This is a genomic window from Antrihabitans stalactiti (assembly GCF_012932915.1).
GTDB classification, from domain to species: Bacteria; Actinomycetota; Actinomycetes; order Mycobacteriales; family Mycobacteriaceae; genus Antrihabitans; species Antrihabitans stalactiti.
Map to the genome: position 1 here is coordinate 61,477 of NZ_VCQU01000006.1, position 17,555 is coordinate 79,031.

Consider the following 17,555-nt stretch of genomic DNA (forward strand, 5'->3'; position numbering starts at 1 on the left):
AATATGCGAGCGGTGACAACCCCGGTTGAGTCGCGGCTGCGGCATTGGCTGCTCGCGGATATCCACGAGCACGACATTCCCATGAAACGTACGGAGGCCGAGCAGACCGAGAAGAAACATCCGTGGTGGAAGGTCATGTGCCTTACCGGCGTCGACTATTTCTCCACGCTCGGGTACCAACCCGGCATCGCGGCGCTGGCTGCCGGGGTGTTGTCGCCGTTGGCGACTCTGGTGTTGGTTGCGCTGACGCTGTTCGGAGCACTGCCGGTGTATCGGCGCGTGGCGCGGGAGAGTCCACGCGGGGAGGGCTCGATTGCCATGCTCGCGAACCTGTTGCCCAAATGGAGCGGAAAGCTCTTCATCCTGGTCTTACTAGGCTTCGCAGCGACCGACTTCATCATCACGATCACGCTGTCTGCCGCAGACGGTGCCGCGCACCTCATCGAGAATCCGTTCGCGCCGAGCGCGTTTCAGGACCAAAACCTGTGGATCACGTTGGTCCTGCTTGCGTTGCTTGCTGCCGTCTTCTTGCGTGGCTTCAGTGAAGCTATCGGCATCGCAGTAGCGCTCGTCGGTGTATTTCTCGCGCTCAACTTCGTCGTGGTCGTCGTCGGCATGGCCAAAATTCTGTCGGCCGAGTCGCTGGTGACCGACTGGACGCACGCGATGACCGCAGAGCACGGCAGTCCGTGGGCGATGCTCGGTGTCTCGTTGCTCGTGTTCCCGAAACTGGCGCTAGGCCTCTCGGGTTTCGAGACTGGCGTCGCCGTGATGCCGCAGATCAAAGGCGACCCGGGCGATACCGACGAAGTGCCCACCGGGCGGATCCGCGGTGCCCGCCACCTGCTCCTCACGTCAGCGTTGATCATGAGCGGATTCCTCGTCGTCACGAGCTTCATGACGACCGTCTTGATTCCCGAGGACGAATTCAAAGCTGGTGGCGAGGCGAACGGTCGAGCGCTCGCGTACTTGGCGCACAAGCATCTCGGCGAAATATTCGGCACCGCCTACGACGTGAGCACGATCGCGATCCTCTGGTTCGCCGGTGCCTCGGCGATGGCCGGTTTGCTGAATCTGGTTCCGCGTTACCTGCCGCGATTCGGGATGGCGCCCGAGTGGGGCCAGGCGGTGCGGCCGCTGGTGCTGGTGTTCGCCGTCGCGTCGTTCGGGATCACGTGGTATTTCGACGCCGATGTCGACGCGCAGGGTTCGGCGTACGCGACCGGCGTGTTGGTTCTCATCACGTCGGCGTCGGTCGCGGTCGCATTGTCAGCCGCTCGAAAAGGCGAGCACGCCAAGACAGTCGGCTTCGCGCTGGTTGCAGTGGTCTTCGTCTACACGACGATCGCGAACATTTTCGAGCGCCCCGAAGGTTTGCAGATCGCGATCCTGTTCGTCCTCGCAATCGTGACCGTGTCGTTCGTGTCGAGAATCCTTCGGTCGTTCGAGCTGCGCGCGATCGAGGTCACTTTCGACGATGCCGCGCTGGAGTTGCTGGAGGACGCCGCGGAGTACGGCGCCATTCGGATCGTCACGCACGACAACGAGGACGTCAGCGAGGCCGAATACCGCGACAAGGAAGCAACTCAGCGGCGGGAGAGTCGGCTCCCCGGCGCCGAGCCCATCGTGTTTCTCGAGGTGACCATCGTCGACGCATCGGAGTTCAGCACCGACATCCACGTGCGCGGCAGGCATCAGGGCGAGTACCGGATTCTCTGCGTCGACAGTGCTGTCATCCCGAATACGATCGCCGCGATCCTGCTAGCGATCCGCGACCGCTTCGGCACGATTCCGCACGTCTACTTCGAATGGACCGAGGGAAACCCCGTCGTCAACTTGCTGAAATTCCTGTTCGTTGGCGAAGGCGAGGTCGCGCCGGTAACCCGCGAAGTGCTGCGCCGCGCCGAACCTGACATCGAGCGCCGTCCGCACGTTCACGTCGACAGTTAGCCGAGTTCCGCGACGACCGCGCTCAACAGGCGAACAGCGCCATCCTTGTCGAGCGGGTGATTTCCGTTGCCGCACTTGGGGGATTGGATACAGGACGGGCACCCCGCGCCGCATTCGCAGTCTGCGATGGCGTCGCGCGTTGCGGTCAGCCAGGTCAGGATTTCTTCGTGTCCGCGATCGGCAAATCCTGCGCCGCCCTGATGCCCGTCGTAGACGAAGACGCTGGGTAGTCCGGTGTCGGGGTGCAGCGCGGTAGACACACCGCCGATATCGCCGCGGTCGCAGGTCGCGACCAGCGGCAGCAGTCCGATCGCCGCGTGTTCGGCGGCGTGCAATGCGCCAGGAACGCGATCGTCGGGGATTCCCGCAGCTGCCAACAGCTTTGCCGTCACCGTGTACAGGACCGCGCGAGTGTGCAACGTCTGTACCGGCATATCGAGATCGACCGAGTCCAATACTTGACCGGACAACATCTTTCGCAAGTAGCCCACTACTTGGCTGTTCACCTCGACCCGCACCAACGAGACCCGGACCTCGCCGTAGCCGTCTTCGGAAAGGACCTCGTCGATAGCGATGTCGGTGACCTCTCGCGACATCGTCGTCCACGCTGGTTCCTCTGGATGTACCAGGGCGACAGCATGTTCCAGATCGAGATCGTCGACGACGAACGTTTCACCCTGATGGATGTAGACCGCGCCGGTATGCAGCGTGCCAGGAGCGCGCCCGGCCTCGGCGGTACCCAGCATCCGGCCGGATTCGCCGTCGACGATCGCAACCGCCGTGCCGATCCCGCCGCGGATGCTGACAGAACCGTGCGGGCTCACCTCGGATGCCACGAACCAACCATGGTTGCGTCGCCGGATCATGCCTTGCTCGGCGAGTTCGGTCAACACATCCCAGGCGCCGAATTCGTGGACCTCATCGTCGGTCAGCGGCAATTCCAATGCAGCGCACAACATCTGCGGACCGAGTACGTAGGGATTGGTCGGGTCGGTGACGGTCGCCTCGACTGGTTTGCTCAGAAGCGCCTCGGGGTGGTTGACGAGGTAGGTGTCGAGCGGGTCGTCGCGCGCAATCAAGACGACGAGCGAGCCTTGTCCGCGCCGGCCGGACCGCCCGGCCTGCTGCCAGAACGACGCGCGTGTTCCGGGAAACCCCGCTACGACGACAGCGTCGAGTCCGGCGATGTCGACGCCCAATTCCAATGCGTTGGTGGTGGCAACACCGAGCAGCGATCCGTCTGCGAGGGCGGCCTCCAACTTCCGCCGATCCTCCGGCAGGTAGCCCGCGCGATAGGCCGCAATTCGTTGGGCCAGTTCGGGATCCACTTCCGTCAGCAACCGCGCGGTGGTCATCGCAGTCAACTCGGCGCCACGGCGGGAGCGGACGAAGGTCAGCGTTCGCGCACCTTCGACCAGCAGGTCCGCCATGATTCGCGATGCCTCGGACACCACCGACCGGCGCACTGGCGCGCCGTTCTCACCTTTCACATGCTCGAGCAGCGGGGGCTCCCAGAGCGCAACGGTCCGGGGTCCGTGTGGCGAGCCATCATCGGTCACGCCGATGCAGGGCGCGCCGATGAGCCGGGCGGCTGCGGCGGCGGGATTCGCTGTCGTCGCGCTGGCGAGGATGAAGACCGGCTCCGCACCGTAGCGGGCAGCGATGCGGCGGAGTCGTCGCAGCACCAACGCGACGTTCGAGCCGAATACGCCGCGGTAGTAATGGCATTCGTCGACGACCACATAGCGCAACCTGCGAAAGAAATGTGCCCAGCGCGTGTGCGACTGCAGGATCCCGATGTGCAGCATGTCGGGATTTGTGAAGATCCAGCGCGCATTGGTACGTACCCATTGCCTGACCTCGGACGGGGTATCGCCGTCGTAGGCGACCGGGCTGACCCCGCGCAGTTCCGGTTCGGCGGCCGTAAGTTCCTCGACCGCGCGGAGTTGGTCTGCGCCCAATGCCTTGGTCGGCGCGAGATAGAGCGCCGTGGTGAGCGGATCCTGTTGCAGTGTCGTAAGAATCGGCAATTGGTAAGCAAGCGATTTACCCGACGCGGTCCCGGTCGACACGACGACGTTGTGTCCCGCTGCGGCGAGCGACGCGGCCCGGATCTGGTGTGCCCACGGCTCTCGGACGCCGGATTCCGTCATCGCTCGGACCACGGTGGGTGAGGCCCACGTCGGCCATTCGGCTACTTGCGCAATGCGTGCGGGCAGGTCGGCGAAGTGCTTGAGCGGATCCTCGTCAGCGGGCGTGCCTACGAGGACACGATTGAGCAACGATCGGCCGTAGCTGAGGTCGCTCGCATCGCCATGGTCCGACGACCCGAACTGCGTGGTCAATTGTTACTCCGCAAGATGGGCAACGGAAGCGAGGAAATGGTCTCGCGTCCACTCGAGACCAGCACATTCGATGCTATACGCGCGGTCGCTCGACGACGCGTTGCCCGACCTAGCGGCCGTTATCGAATAACAAACAGACCGCTTGTCCAGATTCGCGCGCACTAGCCCTCACCTGCGCTTTCACAAGATCAACTAATTTTCGAAATGTTTGTTGCTCGACTGTCGCGTCCGTCGAACTCATGGTTGACTGACTTCTGGTCGCAGCTTCTGTGTTCGTAGGCTCTCAATGTGCAAGCGCTCGCAGGATCGTTGTTGCGAGCGGTGTGCTTGATGCTTTTTCTCTTCGGGGGAAGTCGGAAGTACAACGGTCGGAACGGGCCCGGTGGGCAGTGAGCGCCGTCCGCCGATTCCGGTTAGAAAGAGAAGGAAAAGCATGGCACAGGGCACTGTGAAGTGGTTCAACGCGGAGAAGGGCTTCGGCTTCATCGCTCCAGAAGACGGTTCGGCTGACGTCTTCGTTCACTACTCCGAGATTCAGGGCAGCGGTTTCCGCACCCTCGAGGAGAACCAGCGCGTCGAGTTCGAGGTCGGTCAGGGCACCAAGGGCCCGCAGGCCACCGGCGTGCGCGCAGTCTAGATCGAGTCGTTCGTATTCGATCTGCATCCAGATGGGTCGGGGATAAGACCTATTAATAGCCCGCCCAGCTCGTCCCTCATCACCTTTCGGTGGTGGGGGACGAGTCGGTTGTAGGCCATGCGTGGGTGCGCTGCCGTGTCGACGGCGGCGGCGGAGCGGCCGTAACCTACTGTCTCGGTGTGGGCCAGCTCTCATTCTTCTCTGCGGAGTCGGTCCCGCCTGCGATAACGGATCTGAGCGGACTGCTGGCGGGGCCCGGGCAAGTCGTCACATCCGGACCGGGTGCGCGCGTGTCGGTGGTTGTCGACGCGGACTGGCGGACGAGGCCGATCGCTGTGCTGATCGAAGAGACCGGTTGCAGCGCGGAGATCACGACGTCGGACGAAGGTCATCCGCTGGTGCGGACCGCCGTCGACGAAGCCTTGGCTCCACTGGCATCGCAGTGGACGCGCGGAGCGATCAAGTCGGTTCCATTGGGCTGGGTACCCGGACCGCGCGAGCTGCGAATCTGGGCTCTGGCCGCGGGTTATGGCGAAAACGGAGGCGAGCGATTCGTGCTCGGACTCGACCCTCGAGCACCCGATACGCACGCGCCGCTCGCGCAAGCGCTCATTCGCGCAGGAATTGCGCCGACTATGATCGGTACCAGAGGCGCCAATCCGGGCTTGCGAATAACCGGCCGAAGACGGCTGACGCGGCTGGCTGAGAACATCGGCGAACCGCCCCCGGATGTGGATCCAGCCATCGGCTGGCCCCTGTGGTAACGGGGCGTAGACGGCTGAACTGCGAGTATGCGCGTACTGTGTGTAACTCTGTAGGTCGCCGGGCTCAGGTGTAACGAGTCTGCGAAGGCGTCCAGCGCATATTTATGCGAAGCGCGGAACGATTGAAAGGTACGGCAGCAGGTGGCTACACGGGAGAAAGGGGCGACGAGCGGAACGTCCGGCACTGGCCGAAATCCGCGTCGCCTCGTGATCGTCGAGTCACCGACGAAGGCTCGAAAAATTGCCCCCTACCTGGGGCGGGATTACGTTGTCGAGGCGTCGGTCGGCCATATTCGTGACCTTCCACGCGGTGCGGCCGACGTGCCTGCCAAATATAAGGGCGAGTCCTGGGCCCGTCTCGGCGTCGACGTCGACCACGATTTCGAGGCGCTCTATGTCGTCAGTCCTGACAAGCGTGCGAAGGTCACCGAACTCAAGTCCTTGCTGAAGGACGCCGACGAACTCTTCCTCGCCACCGACCCTGACCGCGAGGGCGAAGCAATCGCCTGGCACCTGCTCGAAACGCTCAAGCCGAAGGTGCCTGTGCGCCGGATGGTCTTCCACGAGATAACCGAGTCAGCGATTCGCGCCGCAGCGAACGACACCCGCGAACTGGACAACGACCTCGTCGACGCCCAGGAAACCCGCCGCATCCTCGACCGCCTGTACGGCTACGAGGTCAGCCCGGTGTTGTGGAAGAAAGTCATGCCGAAGCTCTCGGCAGGGCGCGTGCAGTCGGTGGCGACGCGTGTCGTCGTCTCTCGTGAGCGCGACCGCATGGCCTTCCGCTCGGCCGAGTACTGGGACATCCTCGCCAAGCTCGATGCAGGAGAAAAGGCCAGCCCGCGGACGTTCGGTGCCCGCCTTGTCAGCGTCGACGGCTCTCGCGTTGCGCAAGGTCGCGATTTCGGCGCGGACGGCCAACTGAAGTCCAGCTCGGTCACTGTTATCGACGAGCCGTATGCGCGCCGCCTCGCCGAAGCGCTCGGCGGCGTCGACCTGGTCGTCTCGTCGGCCGAGTCCAAGCCCTACACGCGCAAGCCGTACCCGCCGTTCATGACGTCGACGCTGCAGCAGGAGGCGGGCCGCAAATTGCGGTTCACGTCCGAGCGGACCATGCGCATCGCGCAGCGTCTGTACGAAAACGGCTACATCACTTACATGCGTACCGACTCGACCACGTTGTCGGAGTCGGCGATCAACGCCGCGCGCGCTCAAGCCACCGATTTGTACGGTGCCGAGTACGTCCACCCGACGCCGCGGCAGTTCACCCGCAAGGTGAAGAACGCGCAGGAGGCGCACGAGGCGATCCGGCCCGCCGGCGACGTATTTGCGACTCCTGGTCAGCTGCACTCGTCGCTCGACACGGACGAGTTCCGGTTGTACGAGCTGATCTGGCAGCGCACGGTCGCGTCGCAGATGGCAGACGCCAGGGGTACGACGCTGACCCTTCGCATCGAAGGCACCGCAGGTACCGGCGAAGTCTGTACGTTCTCGGCGTCCGGCCGCACGATCACGTTTGCCGGCTTCCTCAAGGCATACGTCGAGAGCGTCGACGAACTGGCGGGCGGGCAATCCGACGACGCCGAATCGCGACTGCCCGCACTCGAAGAAGGCCAAGCGGTCACGGCGACGGAGTTGGAACCTGACGGCCACACCACCAACCCGCCGGCGCGATACACCGAAGCCTCGCTGATCAAGGCCCTGGAAGAGATGGGGATCGGTCGACCGTCGACGTATGCGTCGATCATCAAGACCATCCTCGACCGCGGCTACGTCTACAAGCGCGGTAGTGCTCTCGTTCCGGCGTGGGTCGCCTTCGCCGTAGTGGGTTTGTTGGAAGCGCATTTCGGCCGCCTCGTCGACTACGACTTCACGGCAGCCATGGAAGACGATCTCGACAAGATCGCCGAAGGGCAAGCGCAGCGCGGAAACTGGTTGTCCAACTTCTACTTCGGCGGTGACGTCGGTGCCGAGGGCTCGGTCGCACGGTCCGGCGGATTGAAGAAGATGGTCGGTACACGGCTCGAGGACATCGATGCGCGTGAAGTCAACTCGATCAAGTTGTTCAAGGACGACGAAGGCCGTGACGTCTACGTCCGAGTCGGCCGCTTCGGTCCGTATCTGGAACGGGCAGTAAAGGATTCGTCCGACGGTGCCGCTCCTGACGCGGTCGTGTCGCAGCGTGCGAACCTGCCAGACGAGTTACCGCCGGACGAACTGACCGTCGAGTACGCCGAAAAGCTCTTTGCCACACCGCAAGAGGGTCGTGTCCTCGGTGTCGACCCTGCCTCCGGCAACGAAATCGTGGCCAAGGAAGGAAGATTCGGTCCGTACGTGACCGAGATTTTGCCCGAACCTGAAGCCCCGCAAGAGGATCCGGCCAAGCCGCCGGCGAAGAAGGCCGCGAAGAAGGTGGCGGGTCCGAAGCCGCGCACTGGCTCGCTGCTCAAATCGATGAGCCTGGAAACGATTACGCTCGAAGACGCGCTGCGTTTGCTCACACTGCCGCGTGTGGTCGGCAACGACCCGGCGACGGGCGAGGAGATCACCGCGCAGAACGGCCGCTACGGTCCGTACCTGAAGCGCGGCACCGATTCTCGTTCACTCGCGAACGAAGAGCAGATGTTCACCGTCACATTGGACGAAGCGGTGCAGATCTACTCCCAGCCCAAACAGCGCGGTCGCCAGGCGTCCACCGCGCCGCCGTTGCGTGAGCTCGGCAAGGATTCCGCGACGGACAAGCCGATGGTGATCAAGGACGGCCGGTTCGGTCCGTACGTGACCGACGGTGAGACCAACGCCAGCCTGCGCAAGGGCGACGAAGTCGAGTCGATCACCGACGCGCGGGCCTCGGAATTGCTTGCCGATCGTCGGGCGCGGGGTCCGGTCGCCAAGAAGACGACCAAGAAAGCGGCGGCCAAGAAGGCGCCCGCGAAGAAGGCTGCGGCCAAGAAGGCGCCAGCCAAGAAAGTGGCTGCAAAGAAGGCTTGATTGCGGACAGAAGGTGTCCGCAATTGCTCATAACGTAGTGCTCATGACAAACACGAATGAGCGCACAGAGTTGTTGGCCATGCTTGCTGATCAGCGGAATCTGTTCCGGATCACGCTGCGCAAGATCGACGAGAACCAGGCCCGGCAGCGGTCCACGGTGAGCGACCTGACTCTCGGCGGACTGCTCAATCATGTGTCGCATTGCGAAGAACACTGGCTGAATGTGATCGTCGAGCGCGACGAGAATTCGGCGTTCGACCCGGCGGCTGCGGCCGACGAGTATGCGATCACCGATAGCCAGACCGTCGAGGGCTTGCTGCGGAGATGGGACGACATCGCCGCGCGCACCGAGGAATTGGTGCTTGCGCTGCCGAGTCTCGAAGACCTCGTCCCACTGCCGACCGCGCCGTGGGCCCCCGAGCGTGAATGGTGGTCTGTGCGGAAGATTCTCCTGCATGTATTCCGCGAGATCGCCCATCATTCGGGCCATGCCGACATCATCAGGGAATCGCTGGACGGTCAGAACTCGACGTATGCACGCGTCGACGTCGACGAGGAAACCGTGCAGGCGTGGATGAGTGGCGCCGCGTAGGCAGTGCGTCGGTACTCGGCACTAGGGTCTGACGTGTGGCAGGTGTCTTCGATCGACTGGTCGGCCAGGAAGCGGTCGAGTCCGAGCTGACGGCCGCGGCCGTCGCGGCACGCCGCGGCGTCGAGGCGGGCTCGGGCATGACGCATTCGTGGCTCTTCACCGGACCGCCGGGGTCGGGACGGTCCATCGCAGCGCTGTGCTTCGCCGCGGCGCTGCAATGCACCAACGAGGGCACACCAGGGTGCGGGCGGTGCCACGCGTGCACGACAACGATGGCTGGGACGCACGGCGACGTGCGGCGGGTGATCCCCGAGGGTCTCAGCATCAGCGTCAAGGAGATGCGCGGGTATGTGTCGATCGCGGCGCGCAAGCCGAGCACCGGTCGTTGGCAGGTCGTCGTGATCGAGGACGCCGACCGGCTCACCGAAGGTGCCGCCAACGCGCTGCTGAAGGTCGTCGAAGAACCGCCAGTCCGGACGGTGTTTCTGTTGTGCGCGCCGTCCGTCGATCCCGAGGACATTTCGGTCACGCTGCGGTCGCGATGTCGGCACGTCCACCTCGTCACGCCTGGCGTGGAGGCGATCGCGTCGGTGCTGCGCGAACACGATGGACTCGACGAAACGCTGGCTCGGTGGGCAGCGTCTGTGAGTGGTGGGCATGTCGGCCGCGCGCGGCGCCTCGCGACCGACGACGAAGCGCGTAGCCGCCGGATGCGAGCACTCGGAATCGCAGGTGCCGCAGCAGGGTCGGATCGAGGATTCGAGGCTGCTGAAGACCTTGTCAAATCTGCCGAGGCCGAAGCCAACGCAATGAGCGCGGCTCGCGACGAACGTGAGACCGACGAACTCAAGACAGCATTGGGCGCGGGCGGCACAGGCAAAGGAACCGCGGGTGCGTTGCGTGGGTCGGTCGGCGTGATTCGCGATCTCGAGAAGCGGCAGAAGTCGCGCGCGACCAGGACCAGTCGCGACTCCCTCGACCGCGCCCTGATGGACCTCGCTGGGCTCTACCGTGACGCTTTGGCGGCGTCGTTCGGCGCACTGACGACGCCGACTCATCCAGATTTGGCTGACGAAGCAAGGGCGATGGCAAAGCGCGCATCCTCGGAGAAGCTACTTCGCTGCATCGAGGCGATCCTAGAATGCCGCGAGGCCATCGATCTGAACGTGAAGCCCAAATATGCCGTCGCCGCAATGGTCGCGGTCTTGGGTCAGGCGGTGCGGTAGTGGCCGCCGATTTCGACCCGTTTGCGGTCAAACGGCCCGCACCGGAGTTGTTGCGCTATTACCTGATCGTTTCGGTCATGACGGTCGTCGGCTTTCCATTCGTCTTCCTGCCCTTGTACTTCCGGTACCGAACGCTTCGGTACGAGTTCGACGGCGAAGGAATGTCGGTCAAGTGGGGCATCCTCTTCCGGCGGGAGATCAACCTCTCGTACCGCCGCATTCAGGACATTCACCTGACTCGAAACGTCCTGCAGCGCTGGATGGGGCTGGCGACGATCGAGATTCAGAACGCGTCCGGCGGCACGCAGGCAGCGACGAAGATCGACGGGGTCATCCAAGCGGAAGCATTGCGCGACTTTCTCTACAGCAGGATGCGCGGAGCCCACGCCGACGAGGAATCACATCGCGGCGCTGACGGCGACGAGGTGTTGGTGCTGCTGCGCGAAATTCGCGACGAGATGCGGCGCCGCCCATGACCCGCGCGTCCCACGAGGCGGCAGCCTGGGTGTATCAAGGCACGTGGCAAGTGCTGACGCGGCTGTTCCTCGTCCCTGCGCATCCGCCCGACCTGCCCGTTCGGCCGGGCGACGTGGTCGAGCGGTTCGGTCCGGCGCCAGGATTTCTGCGCTACTTGAAATTTCGGTTCTGGGCGCTGAACCTCCTGGACCTGTGGATCGTGTTGCCGTGGATTGCGAGCTTCTTCGTAAACCGTTGGCTCGGTCTCGCTTTGCTCCCCGTGGTGGTCCTGCTCCTGGTCGTACCCGACGTCCTCGCGTACATCGCAATCCATTTGCGTTACGACACAACGTGGTACGTGTTGAGCGAACGCAGTATGCGTATTCGGCGCGGAATCTGGGTGCTTCGGGAAGCGACCATCACGTTCGAAAACGTCCAGGACGTGCGCATTCAGCAAGGACCGCTGCAGCGCTATTGCGGCATCGCCAGCGTGATCGTCGAAACTGCAGGCGGCGGCGCGAAGAAGGACGAAAACCCATTTGCCGGGCATACGGGCCTGATCGAGGGCATCGAGGATGCCGAGCGTATCCGCGACCTGATCATGGCGCGGGTTCGGCAATCGCGCGCCGCGGGGCTCGGCGACGACCATCACGACTCACCGACCGCCGGGTGGAAGCCCGCGCACATCGCCGTGCTGCGTGAAATCCGCGACGAACTCCGCTCCACGTCGTCCACCCCGCCTTCCCAGTGATCACGGCGAAAGTATCGAGATTGCCTCGATTTGGATACTTTTCGTCGTGATCAGCGCAGGTGTTGAACGGGCGTCGTTGCCGTCGCGTTGACCTCCCCAACCAGGAGGCCACCATGTCCGAGCTGCAACCTTTCTACAAGCAAATTCAGCACCACTACGACGTCTCCGACGACTTCTACAAGGTCTTCCTGGACTCGACGTTGACGTACAGCTGCGCCTACTTCGAGCGCGACGAGATGACGCTCGAACAGGCGCAAATCGCGAAAATCGATCTGGCCCTTGGCAAGTTGGACCTGCAACCGGGGATGACGCTGCTCGACGTCGGCTGCGGTTGGGGCGCGACGATGCGGCGGGCCGCGCAGGTATACGGCGCCAAGGTCATCGGACTTACGTTGAGCCGCAATCAATTCGAGCACGTCAAGGCTTCGATCGACGAGCACGAGCTCGCAGGTGTCGAGGTCCGTCTGCAAGGCTGGGAGGAGTTCGACGGCAGCGCCGACCGAATCGTCAGCATCGGTGCGTTCGAGCACTTTCGACGTGAGCGTTACGAGGCCTTCTTCGACCGGACGTATCGGATGCTCCCGCCGGACGGCCGCATGCTGTTGCACACCATCGTCGGTCACACGCTCGCCGACCTGCGACGCATGGGCATCCCCGTGACACGCGAGAACGCTCTGTTCCACATCTTCATCAAGCGGCAGATTTTCCCTGGCGGCCAGTTGCCGCAGCCGGCATTGGTCACGCGGCTGGCCGGTCAGGCGGGCTTCGGGACCGAGCGGATTCAGGCACTGCAGCTCCACTACGCCCGCACGCTGGACTACTGGGCCCAAGCGCTGGAGGAACACCGCGAAGAGGCGATTGCGCTGACCTCCGACGAGGTCTACGAGCGGTATCTGCGCTATCTCACCGGCTGCGCTGCCCACTTCCGTAGCGGCCACATCGACGTCATGCAGTTCACGCTGGTCAAGTGACCTTTTGGGCTCTGCCGACCCAGCCCGTTTTCGTATCTGCGCCAAGAGACGATAGACTCGCCTGCGCCGCAAGGCACGCCGCCTTAGCTCAGTCGGTAGAGCATTTCACTCGTAATGAAAAGGTCAAGAGTTCGATTCTCTTAGGCGGCTCAGACAAAGGCCCCTGTCACGCGCAAGCGTGGCGGGGGCCTTTCGCTGTGATAGTTTCCTGAGTCCACCGCACGTCGCGGCGATTTCGGAGGAGTGTTCTTCAATGTCTCGTCTTTGGTTGGTCGTCGCGGGATTGTCTGCAGCGCTGGTGGTTTCGGGTTGCTCGAGTGACGACACAGCGCCGGCGTCGTCCTCTTCGGCGCCGGGTGCGCCGGCAGAGGAATCGTCGTCCGCCGTCGAGCCGATAGGCACTAGCGACTGCGTTGACCTGACGAGCGCGAACCTGGGGTTGTTGGTCGCGACGACCAAGGAAGACGCGCAAAAAGCTGCCGACACGCTACTGAAGTACAACCCTCCGGCCAAGGCGAAGGCCGGAATCGAACACTTTGTCGGCACCGGCGGCACCCAGCTCACCGACCCGGATTACGACAAGAACAACGAAGCCGTCACCAGCTGGGTCCGCCAGCTCTGCCCGCCGAGCTAACCAGCTGTGGGGGGCTGGTCGACGCACTGAGCCAGGTAGAGCGGCTCGCCCAGCTTCTCCATCAGCTCGAGCTGTGTTTCGAGGTAATCGATGTGGTGTTCCTCGTCGCTCAGAATCTTCTCGAACAAGTTGGCGGTGGTGATGTCCTGCTTCTCGCGGCACAGGGTGATGCCGGGCCGTAGCCGCGCGACCACTTCCAACTCGATCTCGAGGTCTGCTTCGAATTGTTCTTTCAGCGTCTGGCCGATCCGAAGGGGCAGCAGCCGCTGATAGTTGGGCAAGCCTTCGAGGAACAGAATTCGGTCGGTGAGCAGCTCGGCGTGCTGCATCTCTTCGATGGATTCGGCGCGAGTGTGCTGGGCCAATTTGGTGAGACCCCAATTGGCCTGCATCTTGTAGTGCAGAAAGTACTGGTTGATGGCAGTAAGTTCGCTGGTTAGCTGCTCGTTGAGAAGGGCAATAACCTCATCGTCGCCGCGCATCGCAAGACCTCCGGTGAAAGGGGTGGTGTCCGCCAACCCTAGCTTGCGAAGATCAAAATTCAGCGACTCATCGCCGAAGTCGCGTGCGCCCCAGTAGGTGAGTGCTTCGACAGCAGATCGGCGAGCCTGTCGTGGCAGCTGCCGCAACCGCCGCCTGCGCCACATCGATTCACGATGTCTTCGATCGATCGCGCCTCGCCGTGGACGATGCACTCACGCGCTTCCGCCTGACTCACTGCGGCGCAGATGCATACGTACATGACCGAGCTTCCTAACGTCATTGTTCGCGTTAGGTAAGGATACACTACGGAAGGGTAGGCTGGGCTTGGCCAATAAGTGCTGGTCAGGCCTGTTCGAGCCGCTCGACTCGTGCGTTGAGCCCCTGCACCAGCATTTCCACCAGCTTGAGGCCACTGATCAAAGCGCCGACCCCAGTGAGCCCGGCGATCGCGTAGATGCCCTGGTCGTCGCCGCGATGTGAGACGTTTTCCATCGTCGAGACGACCGCCTTGGTGGCGGGAAAGTCGTCGAGCGGACCGGCGTCGATCATCGGCGACATGTTCGGTGGCTCCCGGATCAGTGTTTCCAACGCTGCGATCGCATCGTTGATCGCCGCGAATGATTCGTTCTCGCCGATCTGAGAAAGACGTTCGCGCAGCGTGTTCGCGATCGTGAGGTACTCGGGGTAGGTCACGTGTTCTCCTCAGGGCGCGTCGTCCACGGCGTGATCGGTGGCTTTATCCACATGATCTTCTCGTCGCGGTGGCTGGGTGCGGCGGCGGGATGGTCCGGGTGATCAGCGGCCCACGCGTTCTTTTCGTCGAGCAATTCGGCGACGGTCACCCACGTTTCGTTGGTGCTCGGCGGGTTGGCTCCCGCCGCCCGCGCAAGCTTCCTCAACTGCTCGTCGGGCAACCCGCGAAGCTCAACCGAATCGATGCCGCGATCCCAGATGAAGCGAGCCAGGCTGACTGCCTTCTCGCGACGCATCTTCTGTGCTTGGTCGCTATGCGCGAAGTCGGCATCCGGTGTGTCCACACGTAAACCTTGGCAGAATCACGACAAACGTGTTCCTGTGCGCGCGTCTCACCCCCCGCGGGGTAAAAATCGCGCACGGTTACCGAATCAGGACTGTGTGTGAAATTCACCCGTGGGCGGGTGAGGCGCGCGCACGGCCAACGGATATAGGTACGCCGTCAGTTGCGCGCTGTGACGCCGTCGAACATCAGGCTGACGGCTGCGGCGGTGTAGCGCTCGCGCGCTGCCTTGTCGTCCCCGCGATGACCGACCATCGTGCCGACGACGATGGCGATCACTGTCTCGGCCGTCGCATGCGGGTCTAGGTCTGCGCGGACGAACCCTCGCTGTTGCCCGTTTTCGAGGTAGCCCGCCACGACGAGTGCCGCGGAGCGAATGAAGCCGTTGGTCCGCTCGGCCAGCTCGGGGTCGACGCTGTCGGCTTGGTGCAGCAGCATCCTGATCGCCGGTTCGGTGTCGGACAAGCCCCAGAATGCGGCCGCAAATCGCTCCACTTGTGCGCGATATTCGGAAATGGTGGTCGCAGCGTCGGGCGCATTTCCCAGCATGGCTGTGGCGAGAAAACGACTCGCGAGGTCGTCGATGATGTGGTCGAGAATGTCGCGCTTGTTCTCGAAATACCGATAGACGGTCCCGTGCCCGATCTGGAGCGCTTTGGCGATGTCGGCAATAGCTGTCTGGTGGTAGCCCTTCGATGCGAACAGGCGGCTCGCGGTGTCCAGAATCTCCCGTTTGCGCAGTTCAGCGAGGGCATCTGCTTGCCGGGTGCGCAGGTCCGCGACGGCTGCTGCGTGCGCTTTGGCGAATCTGTTCCCCCCGTCGGTCATGTGAGCTAGGTTACACTGATAGCGGCCTCAGTGGCGCTGACATCCCGTTCCGCGAGAGGTCCAGCCTCCGGATCTCGCAAAGAGATTGGCTCGTAATGCAGTGGTATGAATTCCCGTCGGTAGTGCTGCAATTGGCGAATTTGTCGAAGTTGCGCGACGAACTGCGTGAGAAGAACCTCTTCGAGGCCGAGGGCATTCGCCCTAAAGTCGAAGCCGCAGAGCCGCCTCCGGAAGCATTGCGGGCCCGCACACCCGACGGCACCTGGAACGATCTGTCCGACCCGCAGATGGGTGCCAAAGGAACAGGCTTCGGTCGCAATGTGCCGCTGAGCATGACGAAGCCCGACACCAAGCGTCTTCTGGACCCGCACCCGCGCGACATCAGCGTCAAGCTGATGGCGCGCGATTCGTTCAAGCCTGCGGGCATCATCAACTCGCTCGCTGCTGCCTGGTTGCAGTTCGAGAACCACAACTGGTTCTTCCACGGCACCGGCATCGCGCAGGAACCGATCGAGATTCCACTGCGCGACGACGACGACTTCCCCGAGCACCCGATGGTGATTCGGCGAACCCCGCTGCTGCCGGTGCAGCCGCCGTCGAACGGTCATGCGCCGATCTATCAGAACCAGGAAACCCACTGGTGGGACGCGTCCCAGATTTACGGCTCGGGTCCGGAGAAGCAGGCGGCGGTCCGCACGTTCGTCGACGGCAAGGTGAAGCTCGGTGACGACCTACGCCTGCCGAAGAGCGACGAGCCCGGCATCGACCTGACCGGCATGATGGAGAACTGGTGGGTGGGTGTCGGCCTGCTGCACACTCTCTTCGCTCGGGAGCACAACGCGGTCTGCGATGCGCTGAAGAAGGCGTACCCCGAGTTGACGGACCAGCGACTTTTCGAGATCGCCTGGCTTGTTACCGCGGCTCTCATCGCGAAGATTCACACGGTGGAATGGACAACCTGCGTCCTGCGCCACCCGGCGCTGCAGATCGGCATGAACGCGAACTGGTACGGCGCACTGGGGGAGACGTTCAAAGACAGAATCGGCCGCGTCGGCTCGAACGAGGCGCTGAGCGGAATCATCGGCTCGCCCACCGATCATCACAGCGCGCCGTTCTCGTTGACCGAGGAATTCACGTCGGTTTATCGCATGCACCCGCTGATTCCCGACGATTGGGAATTCCGTTCGCTCGCAAGCGGTGAGCTGATCGAGAAGAAGTACTTCACCGACATTCAGGGCAAGTACACGCGCGACTTCATGGACAAGTACGAGATGGGCGACATGTGGTATACGTTCGGTGTTGCCAGCGCCGGCGCGGTCTGTTTGCACAACTACCCCAACGCATTACGGAATCTGACTCGCGTCGACGGTCAGATCACCGACCTCGCGACCCTCGACATCGTCCGAGATCGTGAGCGTGGTGTCCCGCGCTACAACGATTTCCGCGAAGCGATCCACATGCCGCGGCGCAAATCGTTCGACGACCTCACGCCGAACAAGCAATGGGCCAAAGAGATCGCGGAGCTCTACAAGGGCGACATCGACAGTGTCGATCTGCAGGTCGGAATGTATGCCGAGAAGCCACCGAAGGGATTCGGCTTCTCCGACACGGCATTCCGGATCTTCATCCTGATGGCGTCCCGTCGATTCAAGAGCGACCGATTCTTCACCAAGGATTTCCGTCCGGAGATCTATACGAAGGTCGGCTTCGATTGGGTGAACAACACCTCGATGAAAGATGTTCTCCTGCGGCACTACCCGGAGCTGAGCCCGCAGATCAAGGACGTGGAACGCATTTTCGCACCGTGGGGCGATCCACCTTCGTCGAAGAATCCGGTCACGCGCCTGGCCGACACGGTCAAGGCCTACATGCCATTCGGAGACTGACT

17 protein-coding genes and 1 tRNA gene are annotated in these 17,555 nt (G+C 62.9%); 12 read left to right on the top strand and 6 right to left on the bottom strand.

Features of this window, described 5'->3' with window-relative positions:
- Positions 1 to 3 precede the first annotated feature (3 nt).
- Positions 4 to 1,950 carry an APC family permease gene (locus FGL95_RS17700; RefSeq protein ID WP_420838059.1) on the top strand — a complete coding sequence of 649 codons (1,947 nt, stop codon included), beginning with the start codon at positions 4 to 6 and terminating at the stop codon, positions 1,948 to 1,950.
- Here the strand turns inward: FGL95_RS17700 and FGL95_RS17705 are convergent.
- A complete protein-coding gene (locus FGL95_RS17705; protein WP_169589244.1) occupies positions 1,947 to 4,295 on the bottom strand; it encodes a DEAD/DEAH box helicase in 2,349 nt (782 codons plus the stop codon). The genes FGL95_RS17700 and FGL95_RS17705 overlap by 4 nt on opposite strands.
- Positions 4,296 to 4,728: 433 nt before the next feature.
- On the opposite strand from FGL95_RS17705, the gene FGL95_RS17710 reads away from it, so the two are divergent.
- The 10 genes from FGL95_RS17710 to FGL95_RS17755 all read left to right on the top strand — a co-directional run bounded on the left by FGL95_RS17710 (position 4,729) and on the right by FGL95_RS17755 (position 13,320).
- Complete coding sequence (locus tag FGL95_RS17710; RefSeq protein ID WP_005248460.1) at positions 4,729 to 4,932, top strand: cold-shock protein; 204 nt, start codon at positions 4,729 to 4,731, stop codon at positions 4,930 to 4,932.
- A gap of 179 nt (positions 4,933 to 5,111) precedes the next feature.
- The gene (locus FGL95_RS17715) at positions 5,112 to 5,696 is read left to right on the top strand and encodes a hypothetical protein (protein WP_169589246.1); all 585 of its coding nucleotides are present in this window, start codon (positions 5,112 to 5,114) and stop codon (positions 5,694 to 5,696) included.
- Positions 5,697 to 5,837: 141 nt separating this feature from the next.
- Positions 5,838 to 8,690 carry a type I DNA topoisomerase gene (gene topA, locus FGL95_RS17720; protein WP_169589248.1) on the top strand — a complete coding sequence of 951 codons (2,853 nt, stop codon included), beginning with the start codon at positions 5,838 to 5,840 and terminating at the stop codon, positions 8,688 to 8,690.
- 43 nt (positions 8,691 to 8,733) lie between these two features.
- Positions 8,734 to 9,282: a DinB family protein gene (locus tag FGL95_RS17725; RefSeq protein ID WP_169589250.1), complete on the top strand. Its 549-nt coding sequence runs from the start codon at positions 8,734 to 8,736 to the stop codon at positions 9,280 to 9,282.
- A 35-nt stretch (positions 9,283 to 9,317) separates the two neighbouring features.
- The gene (locus FGL95_RS17730; protein ID WP_169589252.1) at positions 9,318 to 10,508 is read left to right on the top strand and encodes a DNA polymerase III subunit delta'; all 1,191 of its coding nucleotides are present in this window, start codon (positions 9,318 to 9,320) and stop codon (positions 10,506 to 10,508) included.
- Positions 10,508 to 10,984 (top strand): PH domain-containing protein, encoded by a 477-nt coding sequence (locus FGL95_RS17735; protein WP_206072024.1) that lies wholly within the window; start codon positions 10,508 to 10,510, stop codon positions 10,982 to 10,984. Before FGL95_RS17730 ends, FGL95_RS17735 begins: the two co-directional genes overlap by 1 nt.
- Positions 10,981 to 11,715: a PH domain-containing protein gene (locus FGL95_RS17740; protein ID WP_169589254.1), complete on the top strand. Its 735-nt coding sequence runs from the start codon at positions 10,981 to 10,983 to the stop codon at positions 11,713 to 11,715. Before FGL95_RS17735 ends, FGL95_RS17740 begins: the two co-directional genes overlap by 4 nt.
- A gap of 113 nt (positions 11,716 to 11,828) precedes the next feature.
- Positions 11,829 to 12,686, top strand: a complete 858-nt coding sequence (locus FGL95_RS17745) for a cyclopropane mycolic acid synthase family methyltransferase (RefSeq protein WP_169589256.1) — start codon at positions 11,829 to 11,831, stop codon at positions 12,684 to 12,686.
- A 77-nt stretch (positions 12,687 to 12,763) separates the two neighbouring features.
- A tRNA-Thr gene (locus FGL95_RS17750) sits at positions 12,764 to 12,836 on the top strand.
- 103 nt (positions 12,837 to 12,939) lie between these two features.
- A complete protein-coding gene (locus FGL95_RS17755) occupies positions 12,940 to 13,320 on the top strand; it encodes a hypothetical protein (protein ID WP_169589258.1) in 381 nt (126 codons plus the stop codon).
- Here FGL95_RS17755 and bfr read toward each other — a convergent pair.
- The 5 genes from bfr to FGL95_RS17780 form a co-directional block, all read right to left on the bottom strand.
- Positions 13,317 to 13,802, bottom strand: a complete 486-nt coding sequence (bfr, locus tag FGL95_RS17760) for a bacterioferritin (RefSeq protein WP_169589260.1) — start codon at positions 13,800 to 13,802, stop codon at positions 13,317 to 13,319. The two genes, FGL95_RS17755 and bfr, sit on opposite strands and share 4 nt — an antisense overlap.
- A gap of 59 nt (positions 13,803 to 13,861) precedes the next feature.
- A complete protein-coding gene (locus FGL95_RS17765) occupies positions 13,862 to 14,083 on the bottom strand; it encodes a (2Fe-2S)-binding protein (RefSeq protein WP_240963121.1) in 222 nt (73 codons plus the stop codon).
- Positions 14,084 to 14,145: 62 nt separating this feature from the next.
- Positions 14,146 to 14,496, bottom strand: coding sequence for a hypothetical protein (locus FGL95_RS17770; protein WP_169589262.1), 351 nt, complete (start codon positions 14,494 to 14,496; stop codon positions 14,146 to 14,148).
- Positions 14,493 to 14,840: a hypothetical protein gene (locus FGL95_RS17775; RefSeq protein ID WP_169589264.1), complete on the bottom strand. Its 348-nt coding sequence runs from the start codon at positions 14,838 to 14,840 to the stop codon at positions 14,493 to 14,495. Before FGL95_RS17775 ends, FGL95_RS17770 begins: the two co-directional genes overlap by 4 nt.
- A gap of 158 nt (positions 14,841 to 14,998) precedes the next feature.
- Positions 14,999 to 15,667, bottom strand: a complete 669-nt coding sequence (locus FGL95_RS17780; protein ID WP_169589266.1) for a TetR/AcrR family transcriptional regulator — start codon at positions 15,665 to 15,667, stop codon at positions 14,999 to 15,001.
- Between the two features lie 95 nt (positions 15,668 to 15,762).
- On the opposite strand from FGL95_RS17780, the gene FGL95_RS17785 reads away from it, so the two are divergent.
- On the top strand, positions 15,763 to 17,553 hold the full coding sequence (locus tag FGL95_RS17785; RefSeq protein ID WP_169589268.1) for a peroxidase family protein: 1,791 nt from the start codon (positions 15,763 to 15,765) through the stop codon (positions 17,551 to 17,553).
- Positions 17,554 to 17,555 lie beyond the last annotated feature (2 nt).

Excerpts from the sequence above, each read along its gene's own strand:
- FGL95_RS17700 (WP_420838059.1), top strand. The coding sequence starts at position 4 with ATGCGAGCGGTGACAACCCCGGTTGAGTCGCGGCTGCGGCATTGGCTG.
- FGL95_RS17710 (WP_005248460.1), top strand. The coding sequence starts at position 4,729 with ATGGCACAGGGCACTGTGAAGTGGTTCAACGCGGAGAAGGGCTTCGGC.
- FGL95_RS17725 (WP_169589250.1), top strand. The coding sequence starts at position 8,734 with ATGACAAACACGAATGAGCGCACAGAGTTGTTGGCCATGCTTGCTGAT.
- FGL95_RS17740 (WP_169589254.1), top strand. The coding sequence starts at position 10,981 with ATGACCCGCGCGTCCCACGAGGCGGCAGCCTGGGTGTATCAAGGCACG.
- FGL95_RS17745 (WP_169589256.1), top strand. The coding sequence starts at position 11,829 with ATGTCCGAGCTGCAACCTTTCTACAAGCAAATTCAGCACCACTACGAC.
- FGL95_RS17755 (WP_169589258.1), top strand. The coding sequence starts at position 12,940 with ATGTCTCGTCTTTGGTTGGTCGTCGCGGGATTGTCTGCAGCGCTGGTG.
- bfr (WP_169589260.1), bottom strand. The coding sequence starts at position 13,802 with ATGCGCGGCGACGATGAGGTTATTGCCCTTCTCAACGAGCAGCTAACC.
- FGL95_RS17765 (WP_240963121.1), bottom strand. The coding sequence starts at position 14,083 with ATGACGTTAGGAAGCTCGGTCATGTACGTATGCATCTGCGCCGCAGTG.
- FGL95_RS17780 (WP_169589266.1), bottom strand. The coding sequence starts at position 15,667 with ATGACCGACGGGGGGAACAGATTCGCCAAAGCGCACGCAGCAGCCGTC.
- FGL95_RS17785 (WP_169589268.1), top strand. The coding sequence starts at position 15,763 with ATGCAGTGGTATGAATTCCCGTCGGTAGTGCTGCAATTGGCGAATTTG.